We start from the raw sequence: 19029 nt of genomic DNA on the forward strand, positions 1-19029 counted from the left end.
CGACCGAGTTTCTATTCTCCGCGCCGCGCAGAGACAGAAGCAAAAACAGTTTATGAAAAACAGGAGACAAAGATGTACAAAAGCTGCCTTAAAAGAACGATAGATATCGCCCTCTCAGCCATCGGCCTGGTGCTGCTCGCACTGCCGATGCTGGCTGTCGCCGCTGTCGTAAAGCTCGATTCCAAAGGCCCGGTCTTCTTCTGGCAGAAGCGTGTCGGACTGCATAAAAATACCTTTATGATGCCTAAATTCAGAACCATGTATATCGATACGCCGGCAAATATGCCGACGCATATGCTAAATGACCCGCAAAAATGGATCACCCGCAGCGGTACGTGGCTGCGCAAATTTTCTTTAGATGAACTCCCGCAAATATTGAATATTCTTGCCGGGCAAATGTCCATCATCGGCCCGCGCCCTGCGCTGTGGAATCAGTACGACCTCATCGCCGAGCGCGACAAATACGGCGCGAACGACATACTGCCAGGACTGACCGGTTGGGCGCAGATAAACGGCCGCGACGAACTGCCTATAGAGGTAAAAGCCGCCTATGACGGCGAATACGTAAAGAGAATGAGCTTCCTCTTCGACTGCAAATGCTTCTTCGGCACCATCGCCTGCGTGCTGAAAAAAGAGGGCGTCGTCGAGGGCGGCACGGGAACACTGCAGAAATTATCCGGCGGAGAACATAGACAATGAAAAAGATCCTCATCACCGGCCTCAACAGCTACGTCGGCACCTCGTTCGAAAAATGGCTCTCCCAATGGCCAGACGAATATTATGTCGATACCATCGACATGATAGACGGCACATGGCGCGAAAAATCCTTCGCCGGATACGACGTTGTCTTTCATGTTGCAGGTATCGCGCATGTCTCCGCCGATCAGTCGAAGAAAGACTTATATTACAGAATAAACAGAGACCTTGCCGTAGATACGGCAAAAAAGGCTAAGATCGAAGGCGTAAAACAGTTTATCTTTATGAGCTCGATGATAATCTACGGCGCAGATGAACCTGTGGGGAAAGAAAAAATCATAACAAGAGACACACCTCCAAACCCCGCTGACTTTTACGGAGACAGCAAACTGCAGGCCGATCTTGCGATACAGAAAATGGCAGACGACAAATTCATCGTATCAATCATGCGCCCGCCAGTCATCTATGGACCTGGGTGCAAAGGCAACTTTCCCAAGCTGCTCAAGCTGGCAAAGTACGCCCTTATATTCCCCAACATAGAAAACCGGCGCAGCATGATCTACATAGACAACTTTACTGAATGCGTAAGGCTGGTAATAAATAATGCATCAGGAGGAATATTCTTCCCGCAAAACGAAGAATACGTTGCGACAAAAGACGTTATTGCTGACTACAGGAAAATAAAGGGCAAAATAATCTTTATGATGCCCGTTCCTGCATTCGTCTGCAAAATACTTTCAAACAGCGGGTTATTCAACAAGGCGTTTGGGTCGAAATTATACGCAAAAGAACTTTCCGATTGTGGAAAATACAACGCAGTGAAATTCTGTGATGGCATAGTCAGGATGGCCGCATATGCCGGATAGAATACATATCCTTGTTATATCACAATACTTTTATCCCGAGCAGTTCAGAGTAAACGACATCTGCACGGAGTGGATAAAACGTGGCTATCAGGTCACTGTAATTACCGGTATCCCCAATTATCCACAGGGCAAATTTTATAACGGATATGGATATTTTCAAAAAAGAACTGAAAGATACAATGGAATTGACATCATTCGTCTGCCCATCATTCCGCGTGGCAACAGTGCCGTAATGATGGCGCTTAACTATATTTCATTTGTAATCTCCGGATTTTTATGGTCAAAATTTACAACGCTGAAAGCTGATAAAGTTTTTGTGTATGAGGTCTCACCAATGACCCAAGCGCTGCCTGGTGTATGGTATGCAAAGAGAGTAAAAATTCCATGCCTTATATATGTCACGGATTTATGGCCTGAAAATGTGGAGATTGTTGGCGGAGTACATAATAGGCTTATCTTAAATATGCTTGGCGCAATGGTAGACTACATCTATAAAAGCTGTAACAGGATATTTACATCATCAAAAAGCTTTTTGCAGGCTATCAACCACAGAGGTGTGCCTCTGGAAAAATTGGAATTCTGGCCACAATATGCAGAAGAGTTCTACCGTCCAGTAGATAAAAAAACGTGTGTTGTCAGCGAAATCCCCGATGATGACTCTTTTAATTTAATATTTGCCGGAAACATAGGCTTTGCGCAAGGGTTGGATTTATTGCCGCAGGTAGCTATAGAACTGCAAAGGCAAAATACAAAGGTGCGCTTTAACATTGTCGGTGATGGTCGCTATCTGCCTGTTTTGAAAGAGGCAGTGCAGGCTAGTGGATGCGAAAATATGTTTAACTTTATACATAAGCAACCCGCACAAAGAATAGCAGCGTTTATGTCGGTCTGCGACGCCGCCTTGATTTCACTTTCTGACAATAGAATATTTGAAATGACACTCCCCTCCAAGCTTCAATCCTTACTAGCATGTGGAATTCCACTCATTGTTTCTGCAAACGGAGAGATCCAGCAGGTTATAGAAGATAGCGGCGCTGGATATTGCTGCAATGCCGGAGATGCCGTCAGTCTAGCGGAAAAGATTGTTGAACTCACTAGGCTGTCCTCTGAAGAGTTAAAAGAGATGCGAAAAAAGGCCCGCGGATATTTCATTCAACATTATGAAAAGAGAATGCTTATGGACAGGATTGATAAATATTTTTCTGAAGCAGAGGTTGTTTGTAATGTTTAATAAGACTTTACTCATCACAGGCGGCACCGGTTCCTTCGGCCACGCGGTACTGGATCGTTTCCTCAACACGGAGATAAAAGAGATCCGCATCTTCTCACGTGACGAAAAGAAGCAGGACGACATGCGCACCGAGTACCGCAACAACGAGAAGATAAAGTTCTACATCGGCGACGTGCGCGACATAAACAGCATCAGAAACGCCATGCACGGCGTGGATTATGTCTTTCACGCGGCGGCCTTAAAACAGGTGCCGTCATGCGAGTTCTTCCCGCTTGAGGCCGCTAAGACGAACATTATCGGTACCGACAACGTTCTCTCCGCCGCCATCGAATATGGTGTTAAAAAGATCATTTGCCTGTCTACAGACAAAGCGGCCTATCCAATCAACGCCATGGGTACCTCAAAGGCAATGATGGAAAAGGTCGTCATCGCCAAGTCCCGCACCGTAGATCCGGTAAAGACAACAATCTGCTGCACACGTTACGGCAACGTCATGGCCTCGCGCGGCTCCGTCATCCCGCGTTTTGTCGAACAGATAAAGTCCGGACTCCCTCTTACAATAACCGAACCGGCGATGACACGCTTCATCATGAACCTTGAAGAGGCTGTTGACCTCGTAGTGTTTGCCTTTGAGCATGCCGCCAACGGCGACATCATGGTACAAAAGGCCCCAGCCTGCACCATCGCTGTTTTGGCTCAGGCTGTAAAAGAACTCTTCAATAAAGAGGCCGAGACAAAAATTATCGGCATCCGTCACGGGGAGAAAATGTACGAGACTCTTCTCACCAAAGAAGAATGCGCCCACGCCGAAGACATGGGCGACTTCTTCCGTGTCCCCTGCGACAAGCGTGACCTCAACTACGAAAAATACTTCGATAAGGGGCAACGAGAAATGAACGACATTCAGGAATTCAATTCAATGAATACCGAAATGCTTGATCTCAACGCAGTTAAACAAAAACTTCTGATGCTGCCATATATACAGACCGAACTTGCCGCAGGGGGAGAAAAATATGAGATATAAACTTCTGGTACTTGGCGCCTCCGGAATGGCGGGACATACGATATCGATGTACATGCACGAACGGGGATATGACGTCACTGGTTTTGACAGCCGTCCCCTGAGCCATTGCCCCTGTAAATCCGTTACGGGGGACGCACAGGATGCCGAAACGCTGAAAGCAATGATAACTGGTGAAAAATTCGATGCTGTCATTAACTGTATCGGCGTATTAAACCAATTCGCGGAAGAAAATAAAAGACTCGCCGTGTATTTGAATTCCTATCTCCCGCATCTGCTGGCAGATATTACATCAGGCTCCAAAACAAAAATCATCCACATGAGCACCGATTGTGTCTTCTCCGGCAAAAAAGGAGAATACACGGAAAGCGATCTGCGTGATGGCGAGACTTTTTACGATAGAACAAAGGCGTTAGGTGAACTTGAAGATGGGAAAAATCTTACTCTTCGTAATTCTATAGTCGGTCCCGACCTCAACCCCAATGGAATCGGCCTCTTAAACTGGTTTATGCAGCAAAATGGAAAGATCTGTGGATACAGCCGTGTTATGTGGACAGGGCTGACAACGCTGCAATTAGCCAAAGCTATGGAAGCCGGACTGAACGAAGGCGTTCATGGCCTCTATAACATGGTCTATAAAAAATCCATCAGCAAACACGATTTACTGTCTTTATTCAACCACTACCTCAAGGGAAACAGTTTGGAAATAGAACCGGTGGATAATATCGTGTCCGACAAATCCCTGAAAAGAACGCGCTTTGATTTCGGCTATGTCATCCCCGACTACGAAAAAATGGTCGCGGAACTTGCGGCATGGATGAGGCAGCACAAAAATTTGTATCCTCACTATGATATCGCGGATTAACATAAGGGGATAAGGATAATGAAACTAAAACTTATGACAATAGTGGGAACTCGCCCAGAGATAATAAAACTCTCGGAAATCATAAAAAAGTGTGAAAAATACTTTGATCATATACTCGTGCATACTGGACAAAATTGGGATTATACACTGAACAATATCTTTTTTAAGGAATTAGAAATAAAGGAACCGGACTTCTACCTTGGGGTTGTAGGGGATAATCTTGGTCAGACGATGGGTAACGTCATCGCTAAATCATATGAGCTTATGGCCGAGCAAAAGCCTGACGCTCTGCTGGTGCTTGGCGATACAAACTCATGCCTTTCAGTTATCTCCGCTAAACGTCTGAAAATACCTATTTTCCATATGGAAGCCGGCAACCGCTGCAAAGACGAAAACCTGCCAGAAGAAGTGATTCGCCGTATAGTCGACGTAACAAGCGACGTAAATATGTGCTATTCGGAACACGCGCGTCGCTATATCTTAAACAGCGGCGTAAAACCTGAATATACATTCGTCACCGGCTCGCCGATGGCAGAAGTGCTCTCAGCAAACAGAGAAAAGATAGAAAAAAGCAAAATCCTTGAGACTCTGGGGCTGGAGAAAAACAGATATATCCTCCTCTCGGCACATAGAGAAGAGAACATCGACATTGAAAAGAACTTCTTTGCCCTTATGAATGCTGTAAACGCGATGGCGGAAAAATACGACATGCCGATTCTCTATTCATGCCACCCGCGCTCCAGGAAATACATAGAGCAACGCGGCTTTGTCTTTGACAAGCGCGTGCTGCAGCATCAGCCGCTTGGCTTCTTCGACTATAACAAACTCCAGCGGAATGCCTTCTGTATGGTATCAGACAGCGGAACTGTTCCTGAAGATGGATCTTACTTTAAATTCCCCGCTGTCTCCATTCGTACATCGACAGAACGTCCGGAGGCGATGGATAAGGGGATATTTACCATTGGCTCTATCACCACGGAACAGGTGCTCCAGGCGGTCGACCTGGCGGTATCCATGCACGCAAACGGTGATGATGGGCTGACAGTCCCAGCTTATGCTGATGAAAATGTGAGCGTTAAGGTCGTCAAAATAATCCAAAGCTACACAGGCATTATTAATAGTATGGTCTGGAGAAAACAATGACGCTATTAGACTGCGTACTTCCAGCAAAAAATATCTTAGTTTATGACGTCGCTGCTTCCGCCAGCGGCGCTTTGTCCGTATTGAATGACTTTTATGAAGTTGTAAAAAAATACGAGGACAAAAGCATACACTGGATATTTGTAATTAGTACGCCGACTCTCGAAGAAACGGACAATATTAAAATCATTCGTCTTCCTTGGGTAAAAAAAAGCTGGGGGCATAGACTGTACTGTGATCATTTCACCGCGCCGGAACTTATAAGAAAAAATAAGATAGACAAAGTATTATCATTACAAAACGTGTTAATTCCACATATTAACGTACCACAAATAATGTATTTGCACCAATCATTACCATTTGCAGAATACAAATTCGCTTTAACAGAAAGTCCTCTGTTCTGGGTATATCAGAATGTGATATCGAAGTTCATCTTCGACGGAATCAAAAAAGCTAAAAGAGTGGTAGTGCAAGCAGAATGGATGAAAAAAGCCTGTGTAGAAAAGACAGGTGCAGACAGTGATAAGATATCTGTAATACCTCCTGTGATAAGCATCACACCCCAAGAAATGTTTGATTATGAAAACATGGATATTCTGTCATTCATATACCCATCCTCACCACTAATGTACAAGAATCACAAGGTGATTATCGAAGCATGCAAACAACTTATTAATGACGGTATTACCAACTTCAGGGTGATATTCACCATGACCGGCACTGAAAATAAACTTGCTCGCCAACTGTATGATGAGGTAGAGAAATATTCTCTGCCAATAGAATTCGTTGGCGTGCTTAGCAGAAACGAACTATTTGATTGGTACCCAAAAGCAGTGTTGATATTTCCATCGTATATAGAAACATTCGGACTGCCGCTCCTAGAAGCAAAAATACATGGAACTCCTGTAATAGCAGCGGACACGTTATTTGCGAAAGAAATATTGAATGACTATCAACATGTATTTTGGGAAAGTAATGTAGACAGTTTATGTAAGGCTATGAAGAAAATTTTATATATAGATTATTGCAGCAAAGAAACAAACGAGGTGACATCATAATGTTTGTGGCCTTAAACTATAGCGTTTTATTCATAGCTTTCTTGTGTATTGATAAAATAACAAAATATAAATATATGTTATCCTACATATTTTTAGCGATATGTTGCATTATATTGATGGCAGCAAATTTTTATAACGCAGATTACGCTGGATATGAAATGTTTTATTACAATAACACTGATTATGGAGAATTCTTCTATCAAGAACTAGCCAGATATTTTAGTAGTCATGGTTTCTCATATCAAAAATTTAAGTTGATAACCTCTATCCTATTTTTATTAAACTTATTTTATATCATTAGCTTACTCGTGCCCAAAACCATACGCACTTATGTGTTAGGATTGTATATGATGTTTCCTTTTTTCTTTGATGTCATAGTTGTAAGAAATTTTATGGGGAATATCTTTTTCATGTATGCTTTTGTCTTTTTTATAAGTGAGAAAAAATATAAATATTACGCTTCGTTTTTCTTTATGGCACTGGCAATAGGTTTTCACAGCCTATATATAATATATTTGCCGTTTTTCTTAATACCTTTTATAAAAAGCTGCCAATTACTGCGAAGGATACTCTATATATTAATTATCATCGCTTTTGTCATTGCTGTCGGCGGGGATATAATAAAAATTTTATCGCCCTTGTTATTATCATATTCAAATAACTTAAAAATTGTCAGAGTTTTATTATATGAAGCTAGGGCAAAAGCTGGCGTTATGATTTTCCTGTTTTTTACCTTTACCCCGTTATTTTTTATATGGAAGTACTGGAAATTTTATACAAGAACACAGCGCAAGCCTAAGTACAGCAAATTTCAATACCTTTCCACTAATTTTTTACCATATGTATATTATGCCAATATAATACTTTTGCTGTATCTTCCTTTAATCGTACTTCAAAGCAACTTTTATAGAATCTATGCAAATATAGCAATCCTTAATTCTATTGCGTTATTAATGGCGGCAACAGATAAACACTACTATTTCAGAAAAGCAACCTGTATTGGAATCGGTTCGATATATATATTGAGGGCTTGTATGTCATTATATGTATACAAAGATGTGTTTAGCCATAATTATATTATCAGTTATTTATTATAAATATCCAAATTAACAAATTTATATATTTTAAAAAAGAGGTTTTCTGTTGAAAAAGAAATTTATGTTTTTGCTCGGCTCATACCTTCCTCATGCATCTGCAAATGGCGTGTGCGCAGAAAAAATCGCCCAAGCGCTAATAACGCGTGGAAATGAAGTATGTTGTCTCGCGATGGCACGTTACGAGGATCCAGGTTATGAGGAAATCGACGGAGTAAAGATTTACAGAGTAAAAAATCTATGGCACGTTCGTGTCCTCGACTGGTGCGACAGACATTCAACACTGCCATGTATAGGTATACTGCGCTCCGCCGCACTCTGGTCGTGGCGTATCCGCAGATTGCTTTTCTTCTTTTCCTGGCCGCTCTCCGCACCGCTCTTTGCATGGAATTTTTACCGGCGCGCCAAACAGATTTGTCTGGACAATCAGATAGACTGTATCATCGGTGTATATCAGCCGTTTGAAAGTCTGTTTGCACTGATGTTACTAAAAAAATATCTGCCTTATGTGAATGCTGTCTCTTATTTTTGCGACTGTTTATCCGGGGGGGTATTTCCTTGCATATTGCCGTCAGTATTTTGCAAGCAAATGCTGCGTAAATGGGAACTACATTTCTTTGACGTCTTTGACGCAATGATTGTGTTAAAATCCCACGAACAATATTATTGTAGGTTATATGCAAACACAGATACCACAAGGAAAATTCATATCTCAGATATACCTTTCATAGAAAATGCTCTGATGGAAAAATTACCCATTTACCAAGAAAAACATTATATGTCTTCGTTGGTGTACGCTGGGAGTATAAATATGCCTTTAACTGACCCCCGTTATATGTTGGAAATATTTACTATGATGGATAAAAGTTGTATAAAACTAGACATTTATGGCAGAAATAATTGTGGATTTTTATTTGAGGATAAATCTGAAGGGGATTTGTCTGGTTCCCTTAATATCCACTCTGCATTGCCGCATAATGAAATTTTGCCATTATTATTGAATGCAGATATATTGCTTAACCTTGGTAGCAATAATCCCAGGCAGATACCAAGTAAGATTTTTGAATATATGGCTCTAGGAAAGCCTATTATTTCCTTTTATAAATATAACGAAGAACCAAGTATTGAGTACCTTAACAAATATCCTCTTGCTTTGTTAATAAAAGAAGATTGGGACAAGATAGGCGATAATGCCGCCATAGTGGAAACTTTTATTCGTGAAAAACGTGGGATGCGCGTGCCCTTTTCCGAAGTTGAGGCACTATTTCCACAGAATACTCCTGAATATACGGCAAAGTTGTTAATCGAAATCTGTGGCGGTGAATAGCAGAATGACTGAATCGCTACTAAAGAACAAGGGGATCCGCGGTTTTATACAGGTGCTTTTCTCCAACTGTATCCTTATATTGATGGGAGTGATATCTTCTTTCATTGTTCCAAGCAGTATTACCCCAGAAGAATTTGGCTACTGGCAAACATACCTTTTGTACGAGGCTTATGTTGGTCTTGTCTTGTTTGGCTATTGTGACGGAATATACCTGCGCTATGGCGGGAAAGAATATAGGCAACTGCCCAAACGTCGTTTTACTGCCTTTTTCTGTATCATGTTACTTTATCTTGTCATTGTCTGTACTGTATTTGTTGCTATCGTATTTTCTTCCGATATGGGTGCTAAGAACAGCTGTATTTTTTACGCCGTTGCCATTTCTATGCTCTTGCGGTGCCTTATCAGCTTTTTCGTCCTTATAAACCAGGCTACGGCAAGGTTTAATATTTATTCCATAGGAAATATTATAGAAAAAATATTTTTTGTATGTCTTGTAATAATTGCGATGTTTTTCTGGGATATATCCATGTACAGCCTGATTATCATAAGTTTAAGCGGACAGTTATTGGCCTTAATTTATAACATCGCCTCCTCACGAGAACTTTTTATTCTGCCGTTACAGTTTAAACGTGGGGTATTCAAAGAGATGAAAGCAAATATTGCCGCTGGATTTCCGCTCACAATGTATGGGATTGCGTCAATGTTGATGACAGGTATAGGTAAGTTCAGTGTTGAACATTATCTTGGTAAAGAACAGTTCGGATATTATTCTTTCGCCTTTCCAATGATGGCCATTATCTCACAGGTTGTAGCCGCAGCGTCGCTTGTCCTTTTCCCGATTTTGAAGCAGTCACACGAAAGAAACATCAAAAGGTTATTGGATTTTTCTGACAAATGGTCGATACCGGTATTTATAGCGGTAATGCTAGTGTATATACCGGCAAGCATCATTGTAAAAACCTTTCTTCCTGCCTATACGCCGACTTTATCTTGTCTGCTGATTTTGTTGCCGATGATATTTTTTCAGGCGAAAATCACGATGGTATATAACACCATTCTCAAAGTGAAACGGCAAGAGCGGACCATGATGACAATAAGTTTTATGGCTGTTATTTGCTGCGCTGTTCTAACTATTGCAACGCTTATTATTCATCCGTCGCTAACTGGAATTGCATCTGCCACAACTGTCTCTTATTTAATTTGGCAGCTTTTGTTGAAACGTTCAATAAGAATACATGTGCCCAGATAGTTAATGTATATAAGAACACTGAATTTATATTCACAAATCAAAATTTTACATTAGGAGAGAAATAGACATCGTGAAAAAAATAAGTCTAAGAGAACTACAACTAATGGAGTTGGAAATTCTAAAAAACTTTGACTCATTTTGTAGACAACACAGCTTACGTTATTGCTTAGCGGAAGGAACCCTTTTAGGCGCTGTGAGGCATAAAGGTTTTATTCCTTGGGATGATGACATCGATGTTTATATGCCACGCCAGGACTATATAAAATTTAACGAGATATATTCTCATACAAAATATATCTTAAAGTCACCCCTTGTAGATAGAAAATGGAACATGCCCATAGCCAAGCTAATGAATATGGATATAAAACTAATTGAGAGTGGAACAACCGCAGTCAAAGGAATATGGATCGATATTTTCCCAATTGATGGCTGGCCTGATTCACTAGAGGCGGCGCTAAAATACAAAAAGAAATTACAGATGTTTAATTATCTCTGCTTTGGGCGTGATGCCGTGCTATCAAGATCAAAACACGGTTTTTGGCGAACATGCGCAAAAACTGCGGTCATAAGTTTTGCTCACCTGATTCCACATGGCGTCATGTCACGTTATATAAACCAAGTCGCTTCCAACACGTATCCATACCAAGATTCTAAATATGTTGGAAATATAAGTTTTCAAGAATCCAATAAGATAGTAAGGATAAAAAAGGCTCACTTTGAGGATCGCATTGAACTCCAATTTGAGGATGCAATGTTTTATGCGCCAAGAAACTATGACGATTACCTAACCCAAACTTATGGCAACTACATGAAGCTGCCGCCTGTTTCGGAAAGACAAACTCATCCAATGGAATTTATTAAAAACGTCGAAGTAAAAAAGAATTTTTAGTTAAGAGAGTGGCTGTTAAAAATATATCCAATCATGCAACGATTTTAAGAATTGCAGACAACTATAATTATTGAAAGGATACCTATAAATGTTAACTCAGAATGAATTTTCTATATTACGATTTGTGTATGAAACCCCGTTATGCTCTCCCAAAGAGATAGCCGAGACAACACATCTGCCGTTTGACAGTATCGAAAAAACGCTTAACCTCATGTGCGAACGGGGTTATATTGCGGATGGGAGGATAACAGATACCGGTATGGCCGCATTGGAGCCGTATCGTGTGAAAAGGGCTATCTTTCTTGCCGCCGGTTTTGGTTCCCGGCTTGTCCCTATTACGTTTAACACACCCAAGCCCCTGGTACGCGTTAATGGTATGCGGATGATCGATACTCTGCTTGATGCGGTTGTTGCCGCGGATATTCCTGAAATTATCGTAGTCCGTGGTTATCTGAGCGAGCAGTTTGACCAGCTCAGGTATAAATATCCGCGCATTCAGTTTATTGAAAATCCGGGATACAATGAAAGCAATAATATTTCATCCGCAATGTGTGTCCGTTACCTCTTTCAAAACGCATATGTACTGGAATCTGATCTGATTCTCAGGAATCCTAAGCTCATTCGGAAATATGAATATTGCTCTAATTTTTTAGGAATTCCGGTAAAGGTCACAGACGACTGGTGCATAAGTACGGACAAAAACGGGGTTATAAAATCTGAGGCCATCGGCGGCAAAGACTGTTATCAAATGGTAGGCATATCGTATTGGGACGCGGACGACGGCAGCAAGCTGGCTAACGACCTGAATGATGTCTTCACATCCCCCGGCGGAAAGGAGCGATATTGGGAACAGACCGCGCTTGTCTATAAAAAAGAGAATTACCAGGTTCGTATCCGTGAGTGTTCATTCGACGATGTCGTCGAGATCGACACATATAACGAACTGAAAAAAATTGACAAATTATATGCGCTGTAACGATACAAAACGCCTTTGAGCCTCAGCATTTAGAAAATATAAAAACAAAATAACAGGAGGATACAAAAGTTATGAATTCTAAGTCTAAAAAAAGTTTTATTATCGTTGTCGTTCTGATAATCGTCGCGCTGGCTGTATTTTTATCCAGCCGCTCCAAAGCTAAAGATAAAGTACTTATTTACACCAGCGCCGAAGATTACAGAGTTGAATACTTAACAAAGAGGCTTCAGGAAGAGTTTCCTGACTATGATATTACAATCGAGTATATGTCGACTGGGAACCATGCCGCTAAACTGTTGGCGGAAGGAACAAAAACTGAATTCGATATCACCCATGACCTGGATTATGGATATATGTCACAGCTTGATGCTCTTGGCGAGTTTGCGGATCTGTCCAATTATGACATGAGTATATACACCGAAGATGTGGCGTTGAGCAAGAACTACATTATTGAGCTGAGAAACGGCGGAGCTATTATCATCAATCCGGATGTATTAAAAGCTAGAGGCCTTGAAGAACCTACAAGTTATAAAGACCTGTTAAAACCGGAATATAAAGGATTAATCTCAATGCCCAGCCCAAAAGCGTCTGGTACCGGCTATATGTTTTTGAAGAGCCTCGTAAACGCATGGGGAGAAGAAAAAGCCTTTGATTATTTCGACCAATTAACACCCAACATCCTGCAATACACATCATCTGGTTCAGGGCCGGTAAATGCGCTTGTTCAAGGGGAAGTCGGAATCGGCTTGGGAATGACTGCACAAGCAGTAACGCAAATCAACGAAGGAAAGAACCTCAAGATTATATTCTTTAAAGAGGGTTCTCCCTATTCCCTCTATGGCCAGGCAATCATCAAGGGTAAGGAAACAAAACCTGCAGTCAAGGCAGTGTTTGATTTCCTTATCAACACTTACAATTATGAAAACAACGAGAAATTTTTCCCTGAAAAGATCTTTAAAGACAAAGATTATGTCGTCAAGAATTACCCACAGAATATTGTCTACAGCGATATGAGCAATAACACAATTGATGAAAAGACGCGCCTCCTGGATAAGTGGAAGTATTAGGATAATATCTCTGCTAATCAGGCAAACTTAACATGCTGCTACTTTGGCGGGAACGATAAATCATTTCCTCCGTTTCCGCCAAAGTGCTTGGCCGTATAAATTATCTGTAAAACAGTACGTGGTATATATGCTGTGAAGGGAATCAATTATGGAAAAGATAAAGCTTAAAGTACGAGACCTCGAGATGGAGTATGATGGAAAACGCGCGCTTGATAAAGTCAGTTTCAATGTCCAGGATGGTGAGTTTCTTTCGATTCTTGGTCCGTCCGGCTGCGGCAAGACAACGATTTTACGTATCCTCATCGGTTTGCTCAAGCCTACAGGAGGAACGGTTACTAAGGACGGAATAGATATCACTGACATATCCCCGGCAGGCCGCGGAATGGGGATCGTGTTTCAGAACTATGCCCTTTTTGAGAATATGACCGTGCTGGAAAATGTGGAATACGCTTTGAAAATACGCAAAGAAAACAAAGCCAACGAAGCCAGGCAAGCTGTGCGTGAAAAAGCCCTTGCTCTGATTCAGCAGATGGATTTAACAGAGCATATAGATAAGAAACCCGCCATGTTATCCGGCGGCCAGCAGCAGCGTGTGGCTATCGCCAGGACGCTTATAATGAATCCGGACATCATTATGTTTGATGAACCAATGTCAGCTCTGGACGTAGCGACGAGGCTTTCACTTAGAAAAGAGATAAAAAGAATCCAGGCGGAGTTCAAAACAACGATGATATATATCACGCATGATCAGGAAGAGGCCTTTGCCATGTCCGACAGGATCATGGTCATGAAAGAGGCCCATCTTGTTCAGATAGACACACCCCAAAACATAATCTCAAATCCAGCCAATGATTATGTGAAAGACTTTGTTCTGAGCAACCTTCAAGCAAAGATAGACTCTCTACTAAAGTACGTGAAGGTATGATGATGAATCAGAAGTTCTCTTTCAGTCAGATACTGGGCAGGAAAGCGGATGTAACACGGATACTGCTCTCTGTTGTATTCATTGCTTTGGTATTTATTCCACTGATCAGGATGTTTATCAATATTGACTCAGACAGTCTGCATAAGGTGATGGCATCTCCAACCTTCAGTACCGTTATCGCCAACTCTTTGACCGCGACTGCGATAGCGACCATATTGACACTTATTATTGCCTATCTCCTGGCCGTTAGTATAGAGAGGACAAATATCAGGTTTAAAAGCGTATTCGGCATCATCTTTGTTTTGCCAATGTTGATACCGTCCATTTCAAATGGCATGGGACTGATCATCCTCTTCGGAAACAATGGGATTATAACGAAACTGTTTGGCTTAAGCGCCAGTATTTATGGCTTACACGGTATCGTTCTCGGATCTATCCTGTACGCGTTTCCGGTCGCATATCTTATGTTTAGCGATATAATGAGGTATGAAGACAGCTCTCCTTACGAAGCGGCGCGTGTCCTCGGAATCCCCAAGTTTCGCCAGTTTACCTCCATTACGTTGCCATACTTAAGAAAACCGTTAATTTCGGCCATTTTTGCAACATTCACACTTATTATCACAGATTACGGTGTTCCTCTTATGGTTGGCGGTAAGTACCTCACGGTTCCCGTTATAATGTATCAGGAAGTCATCGGGCAGCTGAATTTCGGCAAGGGAGCCGTTTATGGCTGTTTGCTGCTGGTTCCGGCGGTAGCGGCGTTTATCATTGACTTGGCTAATAAAGACAAAGGAAACTCTTCGTTTATTTCAAAACAGTTTGAACCAGTTGGAGGTACAGTGAGAAATGTTATTTCGTATACATATTGCAGCGTAGTGTCTATTTTCACCATATTGACGTTGACATCATTCATAATATTAGCGTTCGCATCGGATTATCCAAATAATATTAGTTTTACCTTCAATAATGTCATTAATACGCTGAATCTTAGAGCAAATGAATACCTGATAAATTCTATTATCATAGCCCTTTTAGTATCGGTGATCGGGATTGCGGCCGCCTTTATGACTGCGTATATGTCAGCACGTATGAAGTCAAAAACTTCAAGATTTCTCCACCTTTCAGCTATCACGTCGGCGGCCATTCCCGGCATCGTCCTCGGTCTATCCTATGTTCTAGTTTTTCACGGCAGTGTTGTTTACGGGACAATAGCGATACTGGTAATGGTGAATCTCGTCCACTTCATCGCCTCGCCATACCTCATGATGTACAACTCACTGTCAAAGATCAATGAAAATCTCGAAGGTGTCGGGCATACGCTGGGAATCAGCCGCGGGCGTATGATTATGGATGTATTCATACCTCAGTGTAAAGGGACAATGTTTGAGATGTTTTCATACTTTTTCGTAAATTGCATGATGACCATCTCTGCGGTCTCTTTCCTCGCCAGTACGGCTAATAAACCAGTATCATTGATGATCAATCAATTTGAGGCTCAGATGCAGCTGGAATGCGCGGCTGTTGTGTCTCTGGCAATACTGGCCGTCAATATTATTATCAAAGTTACCGTGGCTGTGATGAAAAAAACCAGGTAAAACGGATATCAGTTAGAAAAACTCCTTGTAGTAGTCGTCACTGAAAACCAATATTTTTGTCACATGTCTTTGCTTATGCTTGATATTACTGACTTCTTTGCGCTTTTCTGTGGCGACTTTGTAGTATATAAAAGTCAGAGTCTAAGATTCCATGCGAAAATCTGATATACGGAGGAAGAATATGACAGTAAATTCCCGAAAATGTGTATCCAGGCGATTAAATAAATCTTGATTATGTGGTATATCCAGGCATAATAAATCTTGATTTATGTTTATCAGAGGGGCGGGCAGATGAAGAGAAAAATTTACGCGGATCTGGTTGATTGGAAAAAAATTGGGCCGGCAGAACGGCTTTACTGATTGACGGGGCCCGCAGGGTTGCAAGAGCTATATCGCCAAACAGTTCGCCAGGGCGGAATACAAGACGTATATTCTCATTGATCTCAACCGTCCGGAGATGATATAAAAGATTTATTCGCCCATTATCTCAACGACCTGAATACGCTCTTCATGTATCTGTCGGGTTATTATAATATCAAGCTATATCAACACCAGTCATTGATTATTTTCGATGAAGTTCAGCTTTGCCCCAAAGCCAGAGCCGCAATAAAGTATCTTGTAGCTGATGGAAGATACAATTATATGGAAACAGATTCCCTGATTTCTGCCGCTATATATGACACCGCTGCTGTGATTTACGATAAATATATCTAGCCCCAGCCTTCAATAAAGGTAACGGAGAATGGTGTTGACATTATATTTTATTATAGTACAATATTTTGTACAATATATAGCACATAAAAGAGAGGTGAACTACATGCTGGCAGTTAACTACTCCACGATTCGTAATAATTTGAAAACATATTGTGATAAGGCGACGGATATGTACGAGACAGTTATTGTTACAAGAAAAGATGAAAAGAATGTCGTGCTGCTCAGTCTCGAAAAGTACAACGCACTTATTAAGGCCGCCAGTAACGCAGAGTACCTTGATATGATAGACAGAAGCATGGAACAGATCGCCCAGGGAAAAATAGTTGTAAAAAGCATGGACGAATTAGAGGCCATGGCGAATGAATAATTTCACATTTTCAGATAAAGGGTGGGATGATTATCTCTATTGGCAAAGGACGGACAAGTCTATCTTACGCAAAATCAACGAACTGCTGAAAGACCTTCAGCGAAACGGCGCCTCCAATGGACTTGGGAAGCCGGAGGCTCTGAAGTACAGACAGGCATGGAGCCGCCGGATAAATCAGGAACACAGACTTGTTTATACGGTTGATGAATCAGGTAATCTATTTATTCTTTCAATAAAAGGGCATTATGAAGATTAAACCCTATTTACATAGCATATCCGCGCAGCTGGTATTCCGTCCCGCGTTACCTAACGGCTTCTCACAAAACAAAACAAGAGAGGGAAGTCTCAATTGACTTCCCTCTCCCTCTTAAATTAATTCCGACAACGACCTACTCTAACAAACAAACTAGCCGACCTCGCACAAATCGGAAAAGCACTGATTTGGCTCCCTGGCCATCCCACGGATACCCTCCGCAGTACCACCCGCGATGGAGTGCTTAACTGCCGGGTTCGGCAAGGGACCGGGTGGACCCACTCCCTTGTTACGCACAGAATAAATAACACAAAAAACGACTCCAAGGATTTCCTCAGGGCCGTTCTTCAAATTAATTCTAGCGGCGACCTACTCTGATACACAAACTAGCCGACTCGCACAAAAGGCAGAACCGGCCTTTTGGCTCCCTGGCCATCCCACGGATACCCTCCGTAGTACCACCCGTGATGGAGTGCTTTACTGCCGGGTTCGGCATGAGACCGGTCAAACATCTCTCATCCCGCGTTACCTAACAGCTTCTCACAAGACAAAACAAGAGAGGGAAGTCTCACTTGACTTCCCTCTCTCTTAAACTAATCCCGGCGCCGATCTACTCTCCCACGGATACCCTCCGTAGTACCATCGACGATGGAGTGCTTAACTGCCGGGTTCGGCATGGGACCGGGTGGATCCACTCCTCTATTAGCACCGGAAACTTTACTATCAGCCCTCTCAGGCGGATAAAGGATTTATGAGGTTAAGGCCTCGGTGTATTAGTATTGGTCAGCTCAAAGGGCGTTACCCTCTTACACCTCCAACCTATCAAACCGGTCGTCTGCCGGACACCTTACTTCTTTGACGAATGAGGTATCTCATCTTGAGGCCGGCTTCCCGCTTAGATGCCTTCAGCGGTTATCCGATCCGTACATGGCTACCCAGCTTCTACTCCTGGCGGAATAACTGGTTCACTAGCGGTACGTCCATCCCGGTCCTCTCGTACTAGGGACAGTTCCTCTCAAATACCTTGCGCCCACAGTGGATAGGGACCGAACTGTCTCACGACGTTCTGAACCCAGCTCACGTACCGCTTTAATGGGCGAACAGACCAACCCTTGGGACCTGCTTCAGCCCCAGGATGCGATGAGCCGACATCGAGGTGCCAAACGCCGCCGTCGATAGGAACTCTCGGGCGGCATCAGCCTGTTATCCCCGGGGTAGCTTTTATCCGATGAGCGATGGCCTTTCCACTCAGGACCACCGGATCACTAGGACCAACTTTCGTTTCTGATCGATCTGTCAATCTCACAGTTAAGCCACCTTATACCCTTACGCTCTGTAGATGTTTTCCATTCATCTTGAGGTGACCTTCGCGCGCCTCCGTTACTCTTTGGGAGGCGACCGCCCCAGTCAAACTGCCCGCCTGACAATGTCCCGCATCACGATTCAGTGCCTGCGGTTAGAATCCCAGCACAATAAGGGTGGTATTCCAACGACGGCTCCATAAAGTCTGGCGACCTTATTTCACTGCCTCCCACCTATCCTATACATACTATACCGAAATCCAATATCAAGTTACAGTAAAGCTCCACGGGGTCTTTCCGTCCTACTGCGGGTAACTGGCGTCTTTACCAGTACCACAATTTCACCGGGCCCACTGTCGAGACAGCGCTCAGATCGTTACACCTTTCGTGCAGGT

General features: G+C 42.4%; 18 protein-coding genes and 3 rRNA genes (1 of these 21 only partly in view). 18 read left to right on the top strand and 3 right to left on the bottom strand.

What is annotated here, in order from left to right; all coding sequences use genetic code 11:
* Positions 1-72: 72 nt before the first annotated feature.
* The 18 genes from BED41_RS15200 (at position 73) to BED41_RS15280 (ending at position 17336) form a co-directional block, all read left to right on the top strand.
* A complete protein-coding gene (locus tag BED41_RS15200) occupies positions 73-699 on the top strand; it encodes a sugar transferase (protein WP_066748288.1) in 627 nt (208 codons plus the stop codon).
* On the top strand, positions 696-1562 hold the full coding sequence (locus BED41_RS15205) for an NAD-dependent epimerase/dehydratase family protein (protein ID WP_066747361.1): 867 nt from the start codon (positions 696-698) through the stop codon (positions 1560-1562). Before BED41_RS15200 ends, BED41_RS15205 begins: the two co-directional genes overlap by 4 nt.
* Positions 1552-2793 (top strand): glycosyltransferase family 4 protein, encoded by a 1242-nt coding sequence (locus BED41_RS15210; RefSeq protein ID WP_066747358.1) that lies wholly within the window; start codon positions 1552-1554, stop codon positions 2791-2793. The genes BED41_RS15205 and BED41_RS15210 overlap by 11 nt, the downstream gene beginning before the upstream one ends.
* Positions 2786-3817 carry a polysaccharide biosynthesis protein gene (locus tag BED41_RS15215; protein ID WP_066747355.1) on the top strand — a complete coding sequence of 344 codons (1032 nt, stop codon included), beginning with the start codon at positions 2786-2788 and terminating at the stop codon, positions 3815-3817. Before BED41_RS15210 ends, BED41_RS15215 begins: the two co-directional genes overlap by 8 nt.
* Complete coding sequence (locus BED41_RS15220) at positions 3807-4679, top strand: SDR family oxidoreductase (RefSeq protein WP_066747352.1); 873 nt, start codon at positions 3807-3809, stop codon at positions 4677-4679. The genes BED41_RS15215 and BED41_RS15220 overlap by 11 nt, the downstream gene beginning before the upstream one ends.
* An 18-nt stretch (positions 4680-4697) precedes the next feature.
* The gene (gene wecB / locus BED41_RS15225) at positions 4698-5822 is read left to right on the top strand and encodes a non-hydrolyzing UDP-N-acetylglucosamine 2-epimerase (RefSeq protein ID WP_179946737.1); all 1125 of its coding nucleotides are present in this window, start codon (positions 4698-4700) and stop codon (positions 5820-5822) included.
* Positions 5819-6877, top strand: a complete 1059-nt coding sequence (locus BED41_RS15230) for a glycosyltransferase (protein ID WP_066748294.1) — start codon at positions 5819-5821, stop codon at positions 6875-6877. The genes wecB and BED41_RS15230 overlap by 4 nt, the downstream gene beginning before the upstream one ends.
* A complete protein-coding gene (locus BED41_RS15235; RefSeq protein WP_066748296.1) occupies positions 6877-7974 on the top strand; it encodes an EpsG family protein in 1098 nt (365 codons plus the stop codon). Before BED41_RS15230 ends, BED41_RS15235 begins: the two co-directional genes overlap by 1 nt.
* 46 nt (positions 7975-8020) lie before the next feature.
* Positions 8021-9298, top strand: a complete 1278-nt coding sequence (locus BED41_RS15240) for a glycosyltransferase family protein (protein WP_066748298.1) — start codon at positions 8021-8023, stop codon at positions 9296-9298.
* Positions 9299-9302: 4 nt separating this feature from the next.
* A complete protein-coding gene (locus BED41_RS15245) occupies positions 9303-10547 on the top strand; it encodes an oligosaccharide flippase family protein (RefSeq protein ID WP_066748300.1) in 1245 nt (414 codons plus the stop codon).
* A 70-nt stretch (positions 10548-10617) separates the two neighbouring features.
* On the top strand, positions 10618-11436 hold the full coding sequence (locus BED41_RS15250) for a LicD family protein (protein ID WP_157102381.1): 819 nt from the start codon (positions 10618-10620) through the stop codon (positions 11434-11436).
* 88 nt (positions 11437-11524) lie between these two features.
* Complete coding sequence (locus tag BED41_RS15255; protein WP_066748304.1) at positions 11525-12412, top strand: sugar phosphate nucleotidyltransferase; 888 nt, start codon at positions 11525-11527, stop codon at positions 12410-12412.
* A 71-nt stretch (positions 12413-12483) separates the two neighbouring features.
* Positions 12484-13479, top strand: a complete 996-nt coding sequence (locus BED41_RS15260) for an extracellular solute-binding protein (RefSeq protein WP_034444030.1) — start codon at positions 12484-12486, stop codon at positions 13477-13479.
* 148 nt (positions 13480-13627) lie between these two features.
* Positions 13628-14404 (top strand): ABC transporter ATP-binding protein, encoded by a 777-nt coding sequence (locus tag BED41_RS15265; protein ID WP_066748307.1) that lies wholly within the window; start codon positions 13628-13630, stop codon positions 14402-14404.
* Positions 14401-15999: an ABC transporter permease gene (locus tag BED41_RS15270; RefSeq protein WP_084002516.1), complete on the top strand. Its 1599-nt coding sequence runs from the start codon at positions 14401-14403 to the stop codon at positions 15997-15999. Before BED41_RS15265 ends, BED41_RS15270 begins: the two co-directional genes overlap by 4 nt.
* A gap of 510 nt (positions 16000-16509) precedes the next feature.
* Positions 16510-16713: an AAA family ATPase gene (locus tag BED41_RS16990; protein ID WP_084002517.1), complete on the top strand. Its 204-nt coding sequence runs from the start codon at positions 16510-16512 to the stop codon at positions 16711-16713.
* Positions 16714-16816: 103 nt separating this feature from the next.
* Complete coding sequence (locus BED41_RS15275; RefSeq protein ID WP_066749378.1) at positions 16817-17080, top strand: type II toxin-antitoxin system Phd/YefM family antitoxin; 264 nt, start codon at positions 16817-16819, stop codon at positions 17078-17080.
* On the top strand, positions 17073-17336 hold the full coding sequence (locus BED41_RS15280) for a Txe/YoeB family addiction module toxin (RefSeq protein ID WP_066748310.1): 264 nt from the start codon (positions 17073-17075) through the stop codon (positions 17334-17336). Before BED41_RS15275 ends, BED41_RS15280 begins: the two co-directional genes overlap by 8 nt.
* 183 nt (positions 17337-17519) lie before the next feature.
* On the opposite strand, the gene rrf (BED41_RS15285) is transcribed toward BED41_RS15280, so the two are convergent.
* The 3 genes from rrf (BED41_RS15285) to BED41_RS15295 form a co-directional block, all read right to left on the bottom strand.
* A 5S ribosomal RNA gene (gene rrf / locus BED41_RS15285) occupies positions 17520-17633 on the bottom strand.
* Between the two features lie 297 nt (positions 17634-17930).
* Positions 17931-18046 (bottom strand): 5S ribosomal RNA (gene rrf, locus BED41_RS15290).
* Positions 18047-18086: 40 nt separating this feature from the next.
* Positions 18087-19029, bottom strand: a 23S ribosomal RNA gene (locus BED41_RS15295); it runs 2031 nt beyond the window's last position.

Origin of the sequence: Cloacibacillus porcorum (assembly GCF_001701045.1) — a bacterium.
Taxonomy (GTDB): Bacteria; Synergistota; Synergistia; order Synergistales; family Synergistaceae; genus Cloacibacillus; species Cloacibacillus porcorum.

Coding starts and splice junctions, on each gene's coding strand:
- BED41_RS15270 (WP_084002516.1), top strand. CDS start 14,401: ATGATGATGAATCAGAAGTTCTCTTTCAGTCAGATACTGGGCAGGAAA.
- BED41_RS15200 (WP_066748288.1), top strand. CDS start 73: ATGTACAAAAGCTGCCTTAAAAGAACGATAGATATCGCCCTCTCAGCC.
- BED41_RS15260 (WP_034444030.1), top strand. CDS start 12,484: ATGAATTCTAAGTCTAAAAAAAGTTTTATTATCGTTGTCGTTCTGATA.
- BED41_RS15220 (WP_066747352.1), top strand. CDS start 3,807: ATGAGATATAAACTTCTGGTACTTGGCGCCTCCGGAATGGCGGGACAT.
- BED41_RS16990 (WP_084002517.1), top strand. CDS start 16,510: ATGTATCTGTCGGGTTATTATAATATCAAGCTATATCAACACCAGTCA.
- BED41_RS15230 (WP_066748294.1), top strand. CDS start 5,819: ATGACGCTATTAGACTGCGTACTTCCAGCAAAAAATATCTTAGTTTAT.
- BED41_RS15245 (WP_066748300.1), top strand. CDS start 9,303: ATGACTGAATCGCTACTAAAGAACAAGGGGATCCGCGGTTTTATACAG.
- BED41_RS15265 (WP_066748307.1), top strand. CDS start 13,628: ATGGAAAAGATAAAGCTTAAAGTACGAGACCTCGAGATGGAGTATGAT.
- BED41_RS15280 (WP_066748310.1), top strand. CDS start 17,073: ATGAATAATTTCACATTTTCAGATAAAGGGTGGGATGATTATCTCTAT.
- BED41_RS15255 (WP_066748304.1), top strand. CDS start 11,525: ATGTTAACTCAGAATGAATTTTCTATATTACGATTTGTGTATGAAACC.
- wecB (WP_179946737.1), top strand. CDS start 4,698: ATGAAACTAAAACTTATGACAATAGTGGGAACTCGCCCAGAGATAATA.
- BED41_RS15235 (WP_066748296.1), top strand. CDS start 6,877: ATGTTTGTGGCCTTAAACTATAGCGTTTTATTCATAGCTTTCTTGTGT.
- BED41_RS15275 (WP_066749378.1), top strand. CDS start 16,817: ATGCTGGCAGTTAACTACTCCACGATTCGTAATAATTTGAAAACATAT.
- BED41_RS15210 (WP_066747358.1), top strand. CDS start 1,552: ATGCCGGATAGAATACATATCCTTGTTATATCACAATACTTTTATCCC.
- BED41_RS15215 (WP_066747355.1), top strand. CDS start 2,786: ATGTTTAATAAGACTTTACTCATCACAGGCGGCACCGGTTCCTTCGGC.
- BED41_RS15205 (WP_066747361.1), top strand. CDS start 696: ATGAAAAAGATCCTCATCACCGGCCTCAACAGCTACGTCGGCACCTCG.